The organism is Psychrobacter sp. D2 (genome assembly GCF_013608135.1).
Lineage (GTDB): Bacteria > Pseudomonadota > Gammaproteobacteria > Pseudomonadales > Moraxellaceae > Psychrobacter > Psychrobacter cryohalolentis.
In genome coordinates this window covers 312,260-330,554 of sequence record NZ_JACDXZ010000004.1, presented here as the reverse complement: position 1 = coordinate 330,554, position 18,295 = coordinate 312,260, and the positions used below count along the sequence as shown (strand labels likewise).

At 41.8% G+C, this 18,295-nt stretch carries 15 protein-coding genes; 1 reads left to right on the top strand and 14 read right to left on the bottom strand.

The window, feature by feature from the left end; translation table 11 throughout:
• Positions 1 to 58: 58 nt before the first annotated feature.
• The 8 genes from H0262_RS07925 to queC all read right to left on the bottom strand — a co-directional run bounded on the left by H0262_RS07925 (position 59) and on the right by queC (position 9,794).
• A complete protein-coding gene (locus tag H0262_RS07925) occupies positions 59 to 1,126 on the bottom strand; it encodes a DUF475 domain-containing protein (protein ID WP_011513117.1) in 1,068 nt (355 codons plus the stop codon).
• A gap of 274 nt (positions 1,127 to 1,400) precedes the next feature.
• A complete protein-coding gene (locus H0262_RS07920; RefSeq protein WP_011513118.1) occupies positions 1,401 to 1,976 on the bottom strand; it encodes a TerD family protein in 576 nt (191 codons plus the stop codon).
• Positions 1,977 to 2,243: 267 nt separating this feature from the next.
• The gene (gene rlmKL, locus H0262_RS07915) at positions 2,244 to 4,574 is read right to left on the bottom strand and encodes a bifunctional 23S rRNA (guanine(2069)-N(7))-methyltransferase RlmK/23S rRNA (guanine(2445)-N(2))-methyltransferase RlmL (protein ID WP_181210354.1); all 2,331 of its coding nucleotides are present in this window, start codon (positions 4,572 to 4,574) and stop codon (positions 2,244 to 2,246) included.
• Between the two features lie 185 nt (positions 4,575 to 4,759).
• Positions 4,760 to 5,953, bottom strand: a complete 1,194-nt coding sequence (locus tag H0262_RS07910) for a mechanosensitive ion channel family protein (protein ID WP_227673075.1) — start codon at positions 5,951 to 5,953, stop codon at positions 4,760 to 4,762.
• A gap of 212 nt (positions 5,954 to 6,165) precedes the next feature.
• Positions 6,166 to 7,701, bottom strand: a complete 1,536-nt coding sequence (locus H0262_RS07905) for a dihydrolipoyl dehydrogenase (protein WP_181210353.1) — start codon at positions 7,699 to 7,701, stop codon at positions 6,166 to 6,168.
• Between the two features lie 53 nt (positions 7,702 to 7,754).
• Entirely contained in the window at positions 7,755 to 8,252 is a 498-nt protein-coding gene (locus H0262_RS07900) for a peroxiredoxin (protein WP_181210352.1), read from the bottom strand.
• A gap of 161 nt (positions 8,253 to 8,413) precedes the next feature.
• Positions 8,414 to 8,743, bottom strand: a complete 330-nt coding sequence (locus tag H0262_RS07895; protein WP_181210351.1) for a hypothetical protein — start codon at positions 8,741 to 8,743, stop codon at positions 8,414 to 8,416.
• A gap of 271 nt (positions 8,744 to 9,014) precedes the next feature.
• Positions 9,015 to 9,794 carry a 7-cyano-7-deazaguanine synthase QueC gene (queC, locus tag H0262_RS07890; RefSeq protein WP_011513124.1) on the bottom strand — a complete coding sequence of 260 codons (780 nt, stop codon included), beginning with the start codon at positions 9,792 to 9,794 and terminating at the stop codon, positions 9,015 to 9,017.
• 354 nt (positions 9,795 to 10,148) lie between these two features.
• Between queC and ttcA the strand changes: the two genes are divergently transcribed.
• On the top strand, positions 10,149 to 11,294 hold the full coding sequence (gene ttcA, locus H0262_RS07885; protein ID WP_181210350.1) for a tRNA 2-thiocytidine(32) synthetase TtcA: 1,146 nt from the start codon (positions 10,149 to 10,151) through the stop codon (positions 11,292 to 11,294).
• Between the two features lie 107 nt (positions 11,295 to 11,401).
• On the opposite strand, the gene H0262_RS07880 is transcribed toward ttcA, so the two are convergent.
• The 6 genes from H0262_RS07880 to ccoN form a co-directional block, all read right to left on the bottom strand.
• Complete coding sequence (locus tag H0262_RS07880) at positions 11,402 to 11,983, bottom strand: FixH family protein (RefSeq protein WP_011513126.1); 582 nt, start codon at positions 11,981 to 11,983, stop codon at positions 11,402 to 11,404.
• A 189-nt stretch (positions 11,984 to 12,172) separates the two neighbouring features.
• Positions 12,173 to 13,582, bottom strand: coding sequence for a cytochrome c oxidase accessory protein CcoG (gene ccoG, locus H0262_RS07875; protein WP_133105301.1), 1,410 nt, complete (start codon positions 13,580 to 13,582; stop codon positions 12,173 to 12,175).
• A gap of 440 nt (positions 13,583 to 14,022) precedes the next feature.
• Positions 14,023 to 15,171 (bottom strand): cytochrome-c oxidase, cbb3-type subunit III, encoded by a 1,149-nt coding sequence (gene ccoP, locus H0262_RS07870; RefSeq protein WP_011513128.1) that lies wholly within the window; start codon positions 15,169 to 15,171, stop codon positions 14,023 to 14,025.
• Positions 15,171 to 15,350: a CcoQ/FixQ family Cbb3-type cytochrome c oxidase assembly chaperone gene (locus H0262_RS07865; RefSeq protein WP_011513129.1), complete on the bottom strand. Its 180-nt coding sequence runs from the start codon at positions 15,348 to 15,350 to the stop codon at positions 15,171 to 15,173. Before H0262_RS07865 ends, ccoP begins: the two co-directional genes overlap by 1 nt.
• Complete coding sequence (gene ccoO / locus H0262_RS07860; RefSeq protein WP_181210349.1) at positions 15,350 to 15,988, bottom strand: cytochrome-c oxidase, cbb3-type subunit II; 639 nt, start codon at positions 15,986 to 15,988, stop codon at positions 15,350 to 15,352. Before ccoO ends, H0262_RS07865 begins: the two co-directional genes overlap by 1 nt.
• 9 nt (positions 15,989 to 15,997) lie before the next feature.
• A complete protein-coding gene (gene ccoN, locus H0262_RS07855) occupies positions 15,998 to 17,479 on the bottom strand; it encodes a cytochrome-c oxidase, cbb3-type subunit I (protein ID WP_020443069.1) in 1,482 nt (493 codons plus the stop codon).
• Between the last annotated feature and the right edge of the window lie 816 nt (positions 17,480 to 18,295).

Sequence of the window (18,295 nt, the reverse complement as noted above, 5' to 3'; positions counted from 1 at the left end):
TACCAAAGCGCTTTTTCTTAATTTGAACGTAGCGTTTAAACGTAAGACAAAATCAACACTAAGTAATCGCCTTTGCTTGTTGCTTGCGATGCTTAAGTGAAGCAAGCAATGCCCAACCAATAAAGGCAATACCAATCAAACCAGTAATAATCTCTGGTACATGGAATTTCACTGATAGCAGCATAATAATTGCCAAAGCACCAATGGCATAATGCGCACCATGTTCTAGATAGATGAACTCATCAAGTGTGCCTTTGTCTACCAAGAAAATAGTCATCGAACGCACAAACATGGCACCAATGGCCAGACCAAGCATAATCACAATAACGTCATTGGTAATCGCAAATGCGCCAATCACACCATCGAAACTGAATGAAGCATCAAGAACTTCTAAGTATAAGAAACCGATAATACCGCCCTTCATAATCGCGCTGGTCGCTGCGGCGCCTGAACCCTTCTCTTCATTTTCTAAGTCTTCCTCAAGGTCACCCTCGAGCATACCAGAGATAACTTGGACACCAAGATAGACCAAGATACCCCAAACACCCGCAATCAGTACGGCAGAAGCTTGCTCCGCACTGGCCCAAGATACAGCAAACATCAAGACAATAAGCGCAACGAAGACGCTCATGGCATCCACTTTGCCAAGCTTTGCTAAGCGGCTCTCAAGCCAGTTAAACCAATGCACTTCTTTATCATCAAAGATAAAGTTTAAGAAGACAAGTAACAAGAAGATACCACCAAAGGCTGATATTTCAGCATGATGCGCCATCAGTCTTGCTGAGTATTCTTTAGGATCGTTCAATGCCAAATCTATCACTTGCATCATGCCAAGGTCTGCGGTAACCGCAACGATGACAATTGGGAATACCAAGCGCATACCAAATACAGCAATTAAAATACCAACGGTTAAAAATATCTTTTTCCAAAATTCGTCCCAGCCTTTGAGGACTGAGGCGTTGACCACCGCATTATCAAAGGATAATGAAATCTCCATAACGGCCAAAATAGCAGTAATAGAAAGGGTGGTTATCAAACCGCCCATACCGCCATGTGAATATCCCCACCATGCAGCTACCATCAATGCGATAGCTGTGAAGATGAAGTCTAAATAAAAATGTCTCATGACACATCCTGTCTGGTTGCGTAAAGCTAAGGTTGTCTATTATAGACGCAGCATAAAAAAAGTGGCTATCGCTAGCCACTTTTCCATGTGTGATTTTTAATAAAATATAAAGTATTATCAGTCATTTGGCTATTAAAGATTGTGACTATTTTGCAACCATATTTTACAGCCAATAGTGAGGCATAATGGCTTTAGGTTTTGCACCTACTTATCATCTAATGGATGGTTTTAGCACGGGCTAAATATCGATTTAGATAGTAGTTTAACTAACAGTTTAAATAACGACACCATATTGCTGGCACATCGCTTGTAAGCCACCAGAGTAACCTTGACCAACGGCGCGGAATTTCCATTCTGCATTGTGGCGATAGACTTCTCCAAATACCATTGCTGTCTCAACAGAGTAGTCTTCTGCTAAATCAAAACGGACCACTTCAGCACCCGTTTCTTCATTCACAACGCGAATAAAGGCATTAGCAACTTGACCGAAGTTTTGGCTACGAGCCGCTGCATCATGAATAGTGACTGTAACAACGATTTTGTCGACATCAGCAGGTACTTGCGTTAGGTTGACTTTGACCACTTCGTCATCACCGTCGCCTTCGCCTGTACGGTTATCACCAGTATGCTCTACTGCACCATTGTCAGACTTGAGTTGGTTGTAAAAGATAAAGTCATGGTCGCCACGTACTTTGCCAGCTGCATTTAATAAGAATACGCTTGCATCAAGATCGAATTCGGCGCCAGAGGTTGCACGCTCATCCCAACCAAGACCAATAAGCAGCTTAGTTAAGTTTGGATCCGTTTTGGTTAGCGATAAATTACCGCCTTTATTTAGAGATAATGCCATGGAATGGTCCTTGTTATTTATTGGAGTAGGGTGGACTGCACGTTTACAACGGTAAAAGTAATAACTATTTTAAGACCGTCAGTTCAAAATAGTGCTGTGTCGCTTTTGAATTAGATACGCTATACCAGCGATAATGGGATTCAATAACGATAAAAAGATCGCTAGTAGCTCTCTATCATACCAACAAAAAATGACCCAATCAAAGCTGATTGGGTCATTGTTATGTTTTATAGCCAGTTAGGCGTCAAAGCTAAGATTTAGTGTTTGTTATAGACTCTGACGATGACGAATCTCAAAGCTTTGATGAATCGGTTTTTTGATATCAAAATCAAAACCAATGGTTTTTTGGGTGATATCAACGATGTCATAACGTTCAGTTAGCTGCTCATCCAGCTCAAAGCGGGTAAAGTTATTAGAGAAGTATAAAATACCATCTGCCGTTAAGCGGTTCATTGCGCGGTTAATCAGTGCAGCATGGTCACGCTGGACATCAAAGGTACCTTGAAACTTTTTAGAGTTTGAAAAGGTTGGCGGATCAATAAAGATAATATCGAATTGTTCCGTGTTGTCTTTGATCCACTCAAAAATATCGGCAGCAACGAATTGATATTTATTACCACTGACATTTAAGCCATTTAAAGCAAAGTTTTGTTTGCCCCAGTCCAGATAGTTCTGTGATAAGTCAACGCTGGTGACTTTCTTAGCGCCCGCCAATGCCGCATGCACACTCGCCGTACAAGTATAAGCGAATAAGTTCAATACCGATTTATTACGACTGTTGTCTTTGATACGCGCACGCATATTGCGATGGTCAATAAATAGACCCGTATCGAGATAATCGGTGAAATTGACATAAAGATAAGCACCATCTTCGCGGGCAATATAAAACTTGCCACGCTTTTCGGTATTGCCTTGTTTACTATATTGATCATTACCGGATTGACGAGCACGGGTTTTAATAAAGATTTGTTCGCGATTAATACCGAATACTTCACGAATACCCATTAATGCCAAATTAAAGCGTTTTTTGGCAGTTTCTGGTGGAATAGTCTTCGGCGGCGCGTACTCTTGGACATGGGCATAGTCGCCATATAAGTCGATCGCCACTTTGAAATCAGGCAGGTCAGCATTGTAGACACGGATATTACTCACGTTGTCTTTTTTAGCCAACTTCTTTAGTCGGGTCAGGTTTTTTTGCAAACGATTGATAAAATCTTGACCGTCTTCAACCTCAATTTCACGCTTCTCAAAGCGGCTAACGAGATTCCCTGTCTGACCAGCAATCAAGGTGCCATAGCGGAAATACACAGTAATAGCGCCATTATGACATCGCAATGTTTTTGGTTCTCTAATCGGCAAAATATCGACTTGCTCAACATGCGACGCCAATATACCAAGCATCGGGTCAATACCACTACCGGCAAAGCTGTCTTGTAGGATAAGCCCAATCGATTGATATAACGGCTTAATCATTTCTTCATCACCCAGACGCTCACCATAAGGTGGGTTGGTGATAATCAAAGGATTGCTCAAACGACCGTCAGCAACCAAAGGTTTTAATAGCGTGCTTAGCTGATCAAGGGCGCGTGTTTCGATATCGAGTAGCGGTAACAGGTCTTGTAAACCAGCAGCAATCAGATTCTTTTCTGTGGCAATGATAGCGCCATTATCGGCATCAAATCCAAAGATAAGCGGTAATGTATCTGGCTGCTCATTAGCAATCTCTAAGGCTGCACGGAAACGTGTCTGTGCATCATCAATCATTTCTTGCCATAATACTGCGTCATGATGCTGCCACTCGTAAAAACCAAACTGATTGGCGGCTTTATCGATACCGACGGCATAATCGCAATGCATGAGGAGCGCTTCAATGATAAAGGTACCAGAACCACACATCGGGTCGATTAGCGCATTATAAAAAGGCGCATCACCTGCTTCGTTTTTCTTATGCCAGCCTGCGCTATAAAGTAGCGCCGCTGCTAAGTTCTCTTTTAGTGGTGCTTCTGTCATTGCAACGCGATAGCCACGGCGATGCAAGCTGGTACCTGACAAATCTAGATATAACTCAGCTTGCTTATCATTGACGGTCGCAAAAACAGAAAAGTCTGGGTTTTTACTATCGACGTTAGGGCGGCTCTCATACACTTCGTTAAAGGTATCCGCAATCGCATCTTTAATACGTAGCATGGCAAACTGTTGGCTGACAGCCACACGTTTATCAACAGACAGACGAATCGCAAAGGTTTGCTCTAGGCTAAATTGCTCTGTCCAATTGACCGATTTCGCCAAACCATACAGCTGCTCAGCCACATCATATTCGGCATTGATATTTTTGCGTTTAATCAGCATTAATACGCGCGATGCCACGCGCGACCAAAGACAGATCTTATATAAATCACGCAAGGTACCCGTAACAGCAAGGCGACCAGTACTCTTTATCTCACTTGCAATACCAAAACTGGTCAGCTCAGTCTGTAGCGGTGCTTCTAACCCATCGGCGCAGGTGATGATAAGGTCAAGCGACAATACCTGTGAAGATGCTTGTGAAGATGGTTGCGAAGACGCTGTGGATGAGGCGAGCGCGGTTGTTTCGGTCATACGGATACCTGTGGGCTAAATTGATAAATAGTGCACATCATAAAATAAGATGTTTAACCGCTAATTTTACCATAATTCTATAGCGGATGGTTTAAAGCGCTAATGTTTAAGAAAGCGATGATTAAAAGATTTCTATTTGAAAGTATTTTTTATGGCATATAAATGCTAAATAAGTTGCAAGGATATTAATGCTGGTCTTTGTTCAGCGCTAATGACTCTGAAACAGTTTGCGCGGTCGTTGCCAATGGCTTGGGCTTAGTCACAATCGGATAGACGTCTTCTCTTGGCATAAGTAAGCGCATATGAGGATAAGGGGTCGAGATATCAGCGGCATCAAAAGCGCGTTTGATATTCTCTCGTAAATCTTCTTTGATTTTGGGCATACGAGCAACTGCCGCTGGTTTGACCCAAAAGCGTACAATAAAATATACGCCATACTCGCCAATCTCTGCCACGGTCGCAGAAGACTCAGGTCGGTTGAGGACCGCCTCACTATCAGACAGTACCTGCAAAATCTCATCACGTGCTTTATCAATATCATCTTCAAAAGCAATACGCATCTGAATATCAAAGCGGATAAAGTTTTTGGAGGTCAGGTTGGTAACGACGGAGGAGGCCACATTCGAATTGGGTATGATGACCGTAATATTATCACGAGTTAAGACGTGGGTCGTACGTAAGGCAATCACCACCACGCGCCCTTCATTGTCATTGATATTGACCCAGTCACCAACTTGAAAGGATTGCTCAAGCAAAATGGTAATACCTGCGATAAAATTGGCAAGCGTTGACTGCGCGGCAAAGCCGACTGCCAAACCAGCAATACCTAGACCTGCTACTAAAGAAACGATATCAAAGCCAAACTGAGCCATGACGCTGGCAAGCCCTAATACCAGTAATAGTACGGATAAGATATTTTTAAGCAGCTGCTCAATAGAGGCGTTTAGCCCATAGTGCTGTAGTATTTTATGGACAATTTGTCCCGATGATGTCCATAGCACGTAATATATTCCCGCCCATGTACTGGCTTTGGCAGTGGCTTTAATGGTATCTGGTTCAAAATTCAGCTGACTCATAATAGCAATGACACTGGTCACAGCCCATACATAACGCAAGATTGAGCGGGCAATTTTAGCCCGGCGCTCATTCAGACGAATGCGTGCTTTGCTTTTTTTTAGTACATAAATAGCTAGCCAATACATAAACCCCGATATCGCAAGCAGTATTAGAATTTTGATGCCAGTGCTCACCAGTTCTACTGATTTAGACGACCAATCTAAGGTGCCTTCCTCGATAGAGCCACCAATAGCAAGAAAAAGGCTGGTATGTAGATCACGAGCAATCTCTTGAAAAAATTCAGTAATACTAGCGATTGCCATTATCTTATCCATGAAAGGTGTGGTTCTAAAAAATATTACTCTGTACTAATAGGATTTTAACCGTATCATTATAAATAAAACCGCTTTTACCAAATACTGCTTTAACCATATAAAGTAGATTACGTCCTGACGGCAAATCAAGTTTAGATCTTCTGAAGTCAGCGCTAGTAGGTCTACTCCATTACTTTTAAAACAGAGCATTTAACAGCTGATTAAGAATTGTTTTGATGGATATCAAGCGACTGATACGGTATTTCCATCAGATCCTGAACATCACGCAAGGCGGTACGCAAGCCTTCTAAGATAGTAGGATGGTAAAAAGGCGTATCAAGCATGTCTTTAATACTCAAGTCATTAGTAATCGCCATTGCCAATATATGCCCGATGTATTCTGCATCCGGACCGACCATACTTGCACCCAAGATTCTGTCTGTTTTTTTGCAGCCATAAATATGCAATAGACCACAGTTAATACCCATGACGCGGCTACGACCTTGATTGTCGAAGCTGACTTTCCCAATCACATGCTCAAGTGTTGAATCTTCTTGGATTTCCGGTAAAGACATACCAACATTGACGATTTGTGGTGAGCTAAATACGATGGAAAATGGCGTGGCAGGCGGACGAATATAAGCGTCTTTTTTATTGTCACAGACCATACTGCCGGCGCTAAAACCTTCATCGCTTGCTACATGCAGCAATGGAATATTAGCATTGGCATCGCCAACGATATAAACGTCTAAATCACCGATTTTACCAGTTTTTTTGTCCAGCTGTTGTGGGCGATTTTTTTCATCAAGCTCAACGCCTAGGTTTTCAACACCCAATGCCTCTATATTATTACGTCGACCAGTCGCGACTAGTACGTAATCACCTTGCCATTGTTGCACTTCGCCAGCGCTGTCTTCATAATCAATAAAGGCAACAGTGCTCTTTTTATTTATGCTTTTATCGCTATTTTCATCTGATTTTTGACCGACATCAGTAATTTTGCTGCCCAAGTGCATGGTCAGCTCACGACTTAAACAATCAATAGCTTTGTTATTGATGTCTTCGTCTTTTAGACCAGCAACACGTTTGGCTCGATTAAATACCGTTACCTTGACACCCAATCGTGTGAAAGCTTGGGCAAGTTCTAAACCTATAGCACCTGCGCCAATCACAGCCATAGATTTTGGTAAGTCGGCTAACTCAAAGACAGCATCTGAGGTCAGCATAGTATCACCAAGCTTATCTTCCCAGCCATCTGGAATAAAGGTCGAGCTGCCAGTGGCGACAATGATTTTATCTGCTTTGATCAATTGATCATTGACCTCAATCAAGCCTTGCTTATTAATATAAGCCCGTCCCGCTATCTTACTATCCTCAGGCCAGCTATCGACTTGTTTTTCGATGTAGCTGGCAAAATGATCACGCTCAGCGCGCACCCGTTCCATCACCTGTTTGCCATCTATGCGAGCAGTGGCATGTACGCCAAACTCGGCAGAATGATTGGCATCATGAGCGCGGTCAGCAGCTGCAATGAGTAGCTTGCTTGGCATGCAACCTACCGCAATACAAGTCGTTGTCCAAAAGCCATCATTGATAATAATGACATCTTCTAAGAACTTTTTTGCTTGGCGAAAAGCGTTTTGTCCGGCAGTCCCAGCACCAATGACCGCAACAGATACCTTGCGAGTCACGTTTTGATGAGTGCTATGATCAAAGGGAGCAGAAGAATCAGAGGCGGTATCAGGCTGTTTATTCATAGTATTCTCAAATAAAAATAGTTTTAAGGTTTATCGTAAGCTCGATTAAAAGACTAAGGCGCAAGCGTAGTTAATAAACGCTCAGTATAATCCTTTGCTTTAAGGTTACGCTGTGCATGAGTGAGCGTACCATTTTTATCAAAGACAAACGCCGAACGTACAAGACCTAGAGTAATATTGCCATACATGTTCTTTTCTTTAATCACATCAAAATAGTGGCAGAGTTTTTCATCGGCATCACTAATAAGTGGAATATGTAGATTATATTTGCTAATAAAGTTTTCGTGTGATTCAACGCTATCACGTGAAACGCCAATAATGTCGTAACCTAAATCATCAAATTCGTTAAGATGGGCGGTAAACTCTGTCGCTTGTGTGGTACAGCCAGGTGTATTGTCTTTTGGATAAAAATAAAGGATAAGTCCTTTGCTGGTGTTGGCGACCAGCTCTTTTAGACTAATATCATCATGAATGAAATGACCATCTAACTCACGTACGATATTGACTGGAAAATCAGGTAGAGTAATGGTTTCTGTGGTTGGCTTTGCCATCATAAAATCCTTATTTATTTTGATTGCGGTTATATTATTATTGGTCATCCCATTATAGGCAGATTCATAGAAATAAATCCTCGATTTTACACATCACTTATGGATGAGCAACAAAAAAGACTGGCAATGGCCAGTCTTTTATATATCTAAAGATTTGAGGATTAAACAGGTTTTTGTGGCTGCTTTAAGTCCAAACCAACGGTACATTGTTGCAAATCTTTCTGCATTTTTTTCACATACGAGAGGCTTGATGGGTCTTTTTTACTTTGCGCATAGCTCTCAATCTCCCACATCTGACCAATGGTCATATTGCTACGGACACCGATCGTGCAATCACAAAGCTTGGTTGCGGTGCTCTTGTCAGCGACTTTATATTTGACTGCACCGTTGACGCAAGTATTGATATTATTCTGCTTAATATCAACAGCGTTCGCTTGTGGCATGGCAAATAGTGCAGCAAGAGCTAGGGGTAATACTGGCAAAAATTTCATAAATATCCTTTTACATGTGACTGCGATAACTTGAATTTTTTATAAATGAATTAGATTTTGTACAAATGATAAAATATTACTTCTAATAAAATGTTGCTACTTTGATGAGCATTTATATCTTGTGGTAGATAAAGTGGCTCATACCATAGCAATGATTGTATTTAAAATACAACGGTAGCGTGCTGTGTTAATGCAAGCGAATGTTTCGCCAATGTTTAATTGCCTTTATTTTAAGACCGTTTATTCATGTTCTGAGGCGAAACTTCTAAAATCACGACTGATAATGGGTAGGGTCGGCAACGCCTGCCTGAGCGAACCCTTGACGACGCAGCGCGCAACTGTCACAAACGCCGCAGGCAAGACCATTGGCATCTGCTTGATAACAAGAAATTGTTTGTCCGTAATCAACCCCTAGCGACAGACCCAGCTCAATGGTTTTGGCTTTCGATAATTGTTGTAGCGGGGTTTGAATCGATAAATGATGACCGGTAACGCCCGCTTTGGTAGCAAGATTTGCCATATGTTGGAAAGCGGCAATATACTCAGGACGGCAATCAGGATATCCTGAATAATCGACTGAACTGACACCAATGACGATATGGTTTGAATCAGTGACTTCAGCAACTGCTAGGGCATAAGATAAGAAGATGGTATTGCGCGCTGGCACATAAGTGTTTGGAATCGCGTCATTATCAATCTCATCACGCTTTTTGTCTGGGAATTTATCAGTATCACCATCAGGCACAATCATACTGTGATCCGTTAGTGATGAGCCACCCAGTTGGGCGATATCGATATCAATAATTCTGTGATTAACGCCTGCAGTTTCAGCGATTGCTTTGGCAGCGACCAGCTCACTATTATGACGTTGACCATAATCAAAACTGACTGCGGTTACTGACGCATAACGGGCCTTTGCCCAATATAAACAAGTCACTGAATCAAGCCCACCTGATAGCAGTACGACCGCATTTTGGCTTTTATGCAGCTCATTTAATTGGGTATCGTTTTCTTGATCAGCAGAAGAGGTTGGCAGAGCAGTATTTGTCATAATGGCATCTATTATTGGTTAGCGAAAAACGCCTATTTTAGCAAAAATTCTACCATTACAGAACCTTGAAAGCAGCATTAAAACGTCATGCAAGTAATAGTATAAAGTTTAGGAAATCGATAATTAGTAGCTTTAGATAAGCAGTCGCATTTAAGACGATAATTTAATGTCATCTTTTCAATCTGTTAGCAAATTTTGTTATAATCGCTGCTGTTTTAAATCATGTTTGAAGCGTTGCCTTATGAAGCATCATTGTTAGCCATACGCAGATAGCTTTTATTGCAGCCTTTTGAATAAATCGATTGATTATCTCTTTTGAAGTAACGCCATTCTTGTCAAGATATTGAGTAACTTATGACTGCAGCAACCTTATTTACACCATCAATCACGCCTCAGTTTGACAAGGCTTCTATCGATACTGATGTGAATCATCATGATAAAACAACTGACATTGAGGCGATGTTATATGATGATATCGATGACAGAAATGATGATTTTATGGATGAGCAAGCAGATAACATATTGGCTGATACACAATCACTGACCGAGTCGGCTCACTTTCGGAAATTGCAAAAGAAGCTTCGTCGTCAAGTATCATGGGCGATTCGCGACTTTAATATGATTGAAGATGGCGATGTGGTGATGGTTTGCGTATCAGGCGGTAAAGACAGCTATACGTTGCTCGATATCTTACTGCTATTAAAACGTATCGCCCCGATTCATTTTGATATCGTTGCCGTCAATCTTGACCAAAAGCAGCCCGGCTATCCAGAAGAGGTGTTGCCCGCCTATCTAAACGAGCAGGGCATCGCTCATTATATTCTGGAAAAAGATACTTATAGTATTGTCAAAAGCGTGGTGCCAGAAGGGAAAACTTATTGCTCGGCGTGTTCACGTCTGCGTCGTGGCTCACTCTATGGTTTCGCCAAACAAATCGGTGCGACCAAGATTGCGCTTGGGCACCATCGCGACGATATGTTGGCGACTTTCTTTTTGAACTTATTCCATGGCGGCGCGTTGAAATCGATGCCGCCCAAGTTGCTCAGTGATGACAAGCAAAACATGCTCATCCGTCCACTGGCCTATGTGGAAGAAAAAGACATCATTGAATATGCGAACCTAAAAGAATTCCCTATTATTCCGTGTAATCTCTGTGGCAGCCAGACCAATCTGCAACGTGCCATTATTAATGATATGCTACGAGAATGGGACGATGCTCATCCTCAGCGCCTAGCGTCTATTTTTAAAGCGATGCAAAATGTTGCGCCCTCGCAATTGGCAGATAGAGAGCTGTTTGATTTTGAGACATTAAGTCTGGATCGTGACGATAACGAGCGTTTATTTGAAGGCGATAATATCCAAGCGGGGCAAATAGAGAGTCTGGCTGAGATTGGTTTGCCAGTATCACCAGAAACGCAGATATTCAATCCAGACTTTGCTAATGCAGAAAAGGGCAGCCGTGCACCGAAAAAAATTCCAACGATTAATCCAATGATTTAATGACTTAATAGTTTAATGATCTGATACCGTTTACGCTCTTCAAATAAAAAACCAGCACATGATAGATTCATGGCTGGTTTTTTTATTTTAATCATACTTTGAACAGTTTAGCTTTCGCCAAATACCGGTAGAGGATCAAAGCTAACCTCTGAGCGTGGTAACTTGGCAACATCTTGCATGCGCCAATCGTCTTTACCCTTATGACTTACTTGTAAATAATATTTTGCTTTAAGAGGATCGATATCTACTTGGGCACTATATTTATTGCCTTCTAGATGCTTTAACACCGCATCACGGTCTTTTTTAATGTCAGTGGCATGAGATATAGACAAATCCAGTGTTTCAGGATAGCTAAGTGGACTGCCATTAATCAGTTTACCCGACTGCAAACTTTGCTCAGGATAATTCAGATAAAACACAACATCGCCATTATCTGCAAATTGCATTTGTCCATGTAGGTCTAAATCATAGGTCAACTTGTCACGCGACACATCATGATAAAGGGTTTTACCATCCATATACCAGTCGTCGCGTACCACGCTATCACGAATCTGATAAGAGTAATAAACAAACCAGATGCAAGCAATGACGACAAAAGCTGGCATACCAATGACAAAGATAACCACCATGTAGTTTTTGTACCATGGCTGGCTGTCTTGATGCTTAAAATTTGGGGCTGGACTGGACATAACATACCTATTAATCAGATATCTAGTAACCGTATCAACGGATAAAGCTGACAGCCAAAAGCTGCCAAGGTAAGGTAACTCAATCACCAGTGAGCTATCAAGCGCTAACTCATTGTTAAATGATACCTACCAGTGAGCTATCAAGCGCTAACTCACTGGTAGGTATCATTTAACAATGAATGTTAATACTTACTGACCTTGAGTGGTAAAAACATTCTGCTTACTAACATGATATTTGCCGTCTTCACTACTGACATTCAAAGTCACGGGTGTTTGACCAAATTCAATCACATCAGGGTCGCCATAGATACTAACTGGCATATCAAAGCTTTCACCGGCATCTAACGGCACATCGTTAAAGCGAATCTCCAAGCTCAAACCCTCTTGCGGTGCGAGCGTTATTTTATAAGTATGGGCATCTTGGGTTTTATTGGTCAACTTAACGATATAACTGTTTTCAATCATGCCTTGCTGATTCAATGAAGACAACTGATTGCGGTCACGCCGTATATCAATCTCTAATGGCACACGGTCATTCAAAGCGTATAAAACACCGCCACAAAGTATCGTGAGAAGTGTTAAGTAAGCGAAGAAACGAGGGCGAAAGACACGGCTCTTCTCTTTTTCAGCCAATTGACGCTCTGTGGTATAGCGGATAAGTCCGCGTGGATAGCCCACTTTATCCATTATCTCATTACAAGCATCCACACAGGCGGCGCACTGAATACAAGCTACTTGTAATCCATCACGAATATCAATCCCAGTAGGGCAGACTTGTACACACATCTGACACTCGATACAGTCGCCTAAATTCTCAGGGTTGGTGCCTTTTTTGCGAGCACCGCGAGGCTCGCCGCGCTCATAATCATAAGAAACCACCAAGGTATCTTTATCAAACATCACACTTTGAAAACGACCATAAGGACAGATTTGGATACACATCTGCTCGCGCATATAACCTGCATTAACGTAGGTCGAAAACGCAAAGATAAATACTGATACCCAAATCCACGTCGCCCAATCAGGGAAGGGGATAAAACCAATCATCTGCCAGCTATTGTATAGAGCATCTGTACCCGATACATAACTTACAAAGGTCGTGGCGGTAATCATGGAAAACACAAACCAGATAAAATATATCAAGAAGCGTTTAAACACCTTGGTTGCGCTCATTGGTTCTTTATCAAACTTAATGCGTTTATTACGATCGCCAATCACCCATTTTTCTACATATTGAAATAAATGCGTCCAAATGGTCTGGGGACAAGCATAGCCACACCAAACTCGCCCTGCATAGACTGTTACCATAAATAAGGCGAAGGCTGCAATGATAGCAAAGGCGGCAATAAAATAAAAATCCTGCGTCAAAAATGTCATGCCAAAAATATAATAATGCTGCGATGGCACATCAAACCAAATAGCTTGTCGTCCGTTATAGCGTAACCACGGCAACAGCAAAAACGCCGCTAAAAGTGCATACATCGTAATAACACGAATGTTTTGATAGAAACCAGTCACAAATCGTGGATGGACACGATGCTTTGTGGCATCAAGATCTACTTGCTGTACAGGGATTTTATTAGATTGTGGTGCTGACATAAACGTGCCTCTTTAAAAAAAGAATCAGTCTGCTGGCATGGGTAACAAACATCTATTATAAAAATAAGATAAGTGGATGTGCGGTGTTATCAATGTCAGTAAGTAGAGAGATAAAAATTAAAATACCTTTAATTCGTCTACCAAATGAGGGATGATCAATAGTTGGCAAAAAAGCTGAAATGGCTCTGTCACCAATGTCTTATGGTCTAACTATTTTAACATTCTCCCTACTATAAATGGGGTGAGAGTGTTAAAAAGCAATATCTATATGGTGGCTATGACGCTTCAAATAGTAGTACTGCTAAAAGCCATAATTGATGATAAAGCTTAAATATTTTTAATAAAAAAGAGAGGACTGTAATGACAGACCTCCCTTTATCTAAATCTACTCGTCAATGAGATAGCTGCTAACCAAGTAACTATAGTTAAAATTAACCGTATTAGTTAACCGTCTTCTCTGTACTTACCACTTGTTTCGGCATTGCAGCAGCAACAGAAGTTGCCTTAGCAGCAGGTTGAACAGTTCTATCTGATAATGAATATACGTAGGCAGCAAGCAACATAATACGTTCATTACCTAGCTTGGTTTCCCACTCAGGCATCACACCTGCACGACCATAACGTAATGTTTCTCGAATAGTCTCGCGATCGCCACCATATAACCAGATATTATCTGTTAAGTTTGGCGCACCCGCTGAAATCATACCTTTACCCTCTGGACCATGACAAAGCACACAGTTGGTAGGTTCTTTAAAGATAGCTTCACCTTGAGCAACTTGGGCTTTATCAAGCTCGTAACCGGGTTGGTTACCAGATAGTGACAACACATATTCAGAAACAGCACGAATACCATCTTCACCAAGTTGATCACGCCATGCAGCCATACCGCCGACGCGCCCATTATGTAACGTCGTTAAGATGTTTGACGCTTCGCCACCATATAACCAATCATTATCGGTTAGATTTGGATAACCTGTAGCACCTTTGGCGTTTGAGCCATGACAGACCGCACAGTTCTGTAAGAACAAGCGACTACCGACTTTTAACGCATTCGGGTTTTCAGATAGCTTTTCTACATAAGGTGACAGTTCTGCAATTTTCTCATCAATTTGAGCTTGCAGATCTGCAGGCGGCTTTTCACTGCGACGCATAGTCGCTTGCATCTCAGACAAGCTGGCTAGGGTCTTAGTAGCACCGCTGGCATCTGCTTTTGCCAAAATGTTTTTCTCAAAGTTATCCGTAAATACTTTGTTGTTACTTTCAAGCTCACTGTAAAGCTCGTTTTTAGAGGTCCATGGCAAAGTTTTGCCATCGACTTCTACGGTTGTGATGCCTTCCCATTTTGAGGGGAAAATACCTGGAAAGAACACCCAGTAAGCAACACCCCAAATGATTGATCCAAAAAATATCACTAGCCACCATTTAGGCAGCGCTTTATCATATTCTCGAATACCGTCGTATTCATGCCCTGTGGTACCATCGTCTTCTACTTCTGGTTTGAATTTTAAGACCATTAGTAAAATACCGAGGATAAACGCCCAGCACATGATACTTAGTATAGTTATCCAAGAACTCCAAAAGAATGTCATCATTTATCCTTATCGCGCTGCTCGTCAGACAGAGATTTGATATCCTCGTCATCAAGCGCAAGTTGTGCATCTTCTTCGAAGCGTTTTTTGTTTTTTGGCGAATACGCCCACCATGCAACACCTACGAAGGCAATAAAGGCAGAAACGGTCGCAATTGTTTGTAATTCACCAATACCCATTAGCGCTGTCCTTCCATTGCGGTACCTAACTGCTGAAGGTAGGCAACCAAAGCATCAAGCTCAGTAGCACCAAGCACAGCATCTGGAGCGCCTTCGATATCTTCTTCAGTATAAGGCACACCGAAGCGATCACGGAAGAGACGCATTTTGGTTTGAACATTAGAACCATTCACTTCATTAGTCGCAAGCCATGGGAAACCAGGCATGACTGATTCAGGCACTAATGAACGTGGGTCAATCAGATGTTGTTTTTGCCAATCTTCAGAATAACGTCCGCCCACACGTGCTAAATCGGGACCAGTACGTTTTGAGCCCCAAAGAAAAGGGTGATCCCACGTTGATTCGGCAGCACGTGAATATGGTCCATAACGCTCAACTTCAGCACGTAATGGACGTACCATTTGGGTGTGGCAGACATGACAACCTTCACGAATGTAGATGTCACGACCTTCAAATTCAAGCGCAGTCCAAGGCTCCATAGAAGGGAGAGGAGTGTTTACACCACCTTCTTCAGCACCTCTATAATCGTATATCAGCGGTACAATCTCAACGAGCGTTGCAAAGCTAATAGCGATAACGATACCGATGACCAACAAGCCTGTATTTTTTTCAATAATTTCATGCGGTGTACCAGCCATGATCGCTCCTTATACTTTAGCTGTCGAGATTTGATCGACACTAGGTTCATGATCAGTCGGATCAGCAATGTCTACTGGCTTACCTTCTGGCATCTTGATTGTTCTATAGACATTATATGCCATCACAAACATACCAGATACATACAGAAGACCACCAAACGCACGACCAATATATGGGAAATGCGAGAACTCAACGGTATCAACAAAGCTGTATACCAAAGTACCATCAGGGTTGGTCGCAAGCCACATCATGCCTTGGCCAATACCTGAAATCCACATAGAGACGATATAGAAGATGGTGCCCGCTGTTGCTAGCCAGAAATGCGTTGTGATCAAGCTGATAGAATACATTTTAGGCTTGTTATAAATACGTGGTAACAGTACATATAGCGAACCAATGGTAATCATACCAACCCAGCCAAGCGCACCTGAGTGTACGTGACCGATCGTCCAATCCGTATTATGCGATAACGCATTGACTGTCTTAATCGACATCATTGGACCTTCAAACGTCGACATGGCATAGAATGACAAAGCGACAATCATAAAGCGAATGATCGGATCGGTACGCAGCTTATCCCAACTACCTGAGAGCGTTAGTACACCGTTAATCATACCACCCCAAGATGGAGCAAATAGAATGATTGAGAATACCATTGCTAGAGACTGCGTCCAATCTGGAAGCGCTGAATAATGCAAATGGTGACCACCAGCCCACATATATGAAGCAATCAATGCCCAAAAGTGAACGATAGACAAACGGTAAGAATAAATAGGGCGACCAATCTGTACTGGCACGAAATAATACATCATGCCTAAGAAAGCAGCCGTCAGATAGAAGCCTACCGCATTATGCCCATACCACCACTGCACCATGGCATCGGTTGCACCGCCAAACAGCGAGTAAGACTTAAATGCACTAACAGGAATCGCCATGCTATTTACAATATGCAGTAGCGCAATCGTAATAATAAAGGCAGCAAAGAACCAGTTAGCCACATAAATATGTGACGTTTTACGCTTAATTAGCGTACCGAAGAAGACAATAGCATAAGATATCCATACCAATGCGATAAGGATGTCAATCGGCCATTCAAGCTCAGCGTATTCTTTAGCCGAGGTTAAACCTAATGGTAAGGTGATAACAGCCGATACGATAACCGTCTGCCAACCCCAAAAGGTAAACCAAGCTAAGTAAGGCGCAAATAATCTTGTCTTACAAGTACGCTGAACGATGTAATAAGACGTTGCGAACAAGGCTGAGCCACCGAACGCAAAAATAACCGCATTGGTGTGCAGTGGTCTTAAACGACTAAAAGTCAGCCATGGAATGTCAAAATTGAGTGCTGGCCATGCTAACTGAGAAGCAATGAACACACCAATACTCATGCCGACGATGCCCCATACCACGGCCATAACCGTAAAGAATCTTACGATAGTAATTTCATATTCACGGTCAATGGGGGCGAGTGCTGTGTTTTGTAAACTCATTGGATGATTCCTTTACAGCCCGAATTATCAACAGAATTAACTAACATGCCATGTCATCTAGATCATGATAAAGATCACAACCAAACAATGGCTTTGGTAAAGGCTGTTTTCACTTGTCTTATCAGGCTGACGGTATTAACTATCAAGCTAAGCATGGTCTAGATATCAGTGATTGCTGATGGGTAGAGAGCAGTACTAAAGCGGACTGCACGCGAAGCTGATTGATAGTAGGATTGTTAATATATTGTCAGGTTTAATAAGAAAATGTGCCGTTCTCGAGCATCAAACATCTATTGAGGCTGAGTATTTATCTTAATTGTCACCGCCAAAAGCCGTACAAACCAAGATAGATACTGATGTTCAACCGGTGATAAGAAGGTATCGACCGTCAATGTATGCTAGCGATAGCTGACAAAAAAACATATTTACGTAATGTTTAGTTAAAACTCCCGACTCTGTTTAAGGGTATTGTAACGCAAACCTAATTAAATATCATCAGAACTATGCGCCAAAATACAAACTCTTTAGTAAAATCTTAGCAAGCAACTTATCACTGCTACGCTATCCGCTTATTTTATACCCAATTTCATGACTATTCTATAGATGAAAAAAGATTGTATTAACAAGTTTGTATGGACCAACTATGAACAAGGTTTTGTAACAATTTTATTATTTGTTCTACAAATAAGTTTTACTTATTGTAAAGTCGCATCTTATAATGCCACTGAGCAGTATCCATAATAAAGTGCTTATTATATAAAATAGTCACCTTGTAGTATTAAGTTTTTTGGCATTTAACTGGCTGTTAGGTTGGAG

What these genes read in the sequence shown, in the direction of transcription:
- ttcA (WP_181210350.1), top strand. Translation starts at nt 10,149, where the DNA reads ATGACTGCAGCAACCTTATTTACACCATCAATCACGCCTCAGTTTGAC.
- ccoO (WP_181210349.1), bottom strand. Translation starts at nt 15,988, where the DNA reads ATGGCTGGTACACCGCATGAAATTATTGAAAAAAATACAGGCTTGTTG.
- queC (WP_011513124.1), bottom strand. Translation starts at nt 9,794, where the DNA reads ATGACAAATACTGCTCTGCCAACCTCTTCTGCTGATCAAGAAAACGAT.
- H0262_RS07900 (WP_181210352.1), bottom strand. Translation starts at nt 8,252, where the DNA reads ATGGCAAAGCCAACCACAGAAACCATTACTCTACCTGATTTTCCAGTC.
- rlmKL (WP_181210354.1), bottom strand. Translation starts at nt 4,574, where the DNA reads ATGACCGAAACAACCGCGCTCGCCTCATCCACAGCGTCTTCGCAACCA.
- H0262_RS07910 (WP_227673075.1), bottom strand. Translation starts at nt 5,953, where the DNA reads ATGGCAATCGCTAGTATTACTGAATTTTTTCAAGAGATTGCTCGTGAT.
- H0262_RS07895 (WP_181210351.1), bottom strand. Translation starts at nt 8,743, where the DNA reads ATGAAATTTTTGCCAGTATTACCCCTAGCTCTTGCTGCACTATTTGCC.
- ccoN (WP_020443069.1), bottom strand. Translation starts at nt 17,479, where the DNA reads ATGAGTTTACAAAACACAGCACTCGCCCCCATTGACCGTGAATATGAA.
- ccoG (WP_133105301.1), bottom strand. Translation starts at nt 13,582, where the DNA reads ATGTCAGCACCACAATCTAATAAAATCCCTGTACAGCAAGTAGATCTT.
- H0262_RS07865 (WP_011513129.1), bottom strand. Translation starts at nt 15,350, where the DNA reads ATGGGTATTGGTGAATTACAAACAATTGCGACCGTTTCTGCCTTTATT.
- H0262_RS07905 (WP_181210353.1), bottom strand. Translation starts at nt 7,701, where the DNA reads ATGAATAAACAGCCTGATACCGCCTCTGATTCTTCTGCTCCCTTTGAT.
- ccoP (WP_011513128.1), bottom strand. Translation starts at nt 15,171, where the DNA reads ATGACATTCTTTTGGAGTTCTTGGATAACTATACTAAGTATCATGTGC.
- H0262_RS07880 (WP_011513126.1), bottom strand. Translation starts at nt 11,983, where the DNA reads ATGTCCAGTCCAGCCCCAAATTTTAAGCATCAAGACAGCCAGCCATGG.
- H0262_RS07920 (WP_011513118.1), bottom strand. Translation starts at nt 1,976, where the DNA reads ATGGCATTATCTCTAAATAAAGGCGGTAATTTATCGCTAACCAAAACG.
- H0262_RS07925 (WP_011513117.1), bottom strand. Translation starts at nt 1,126, where the DNA reads ATGAGACATTTTTATTTAGACTTCATCTTCACAGCTATCGCATTGATG.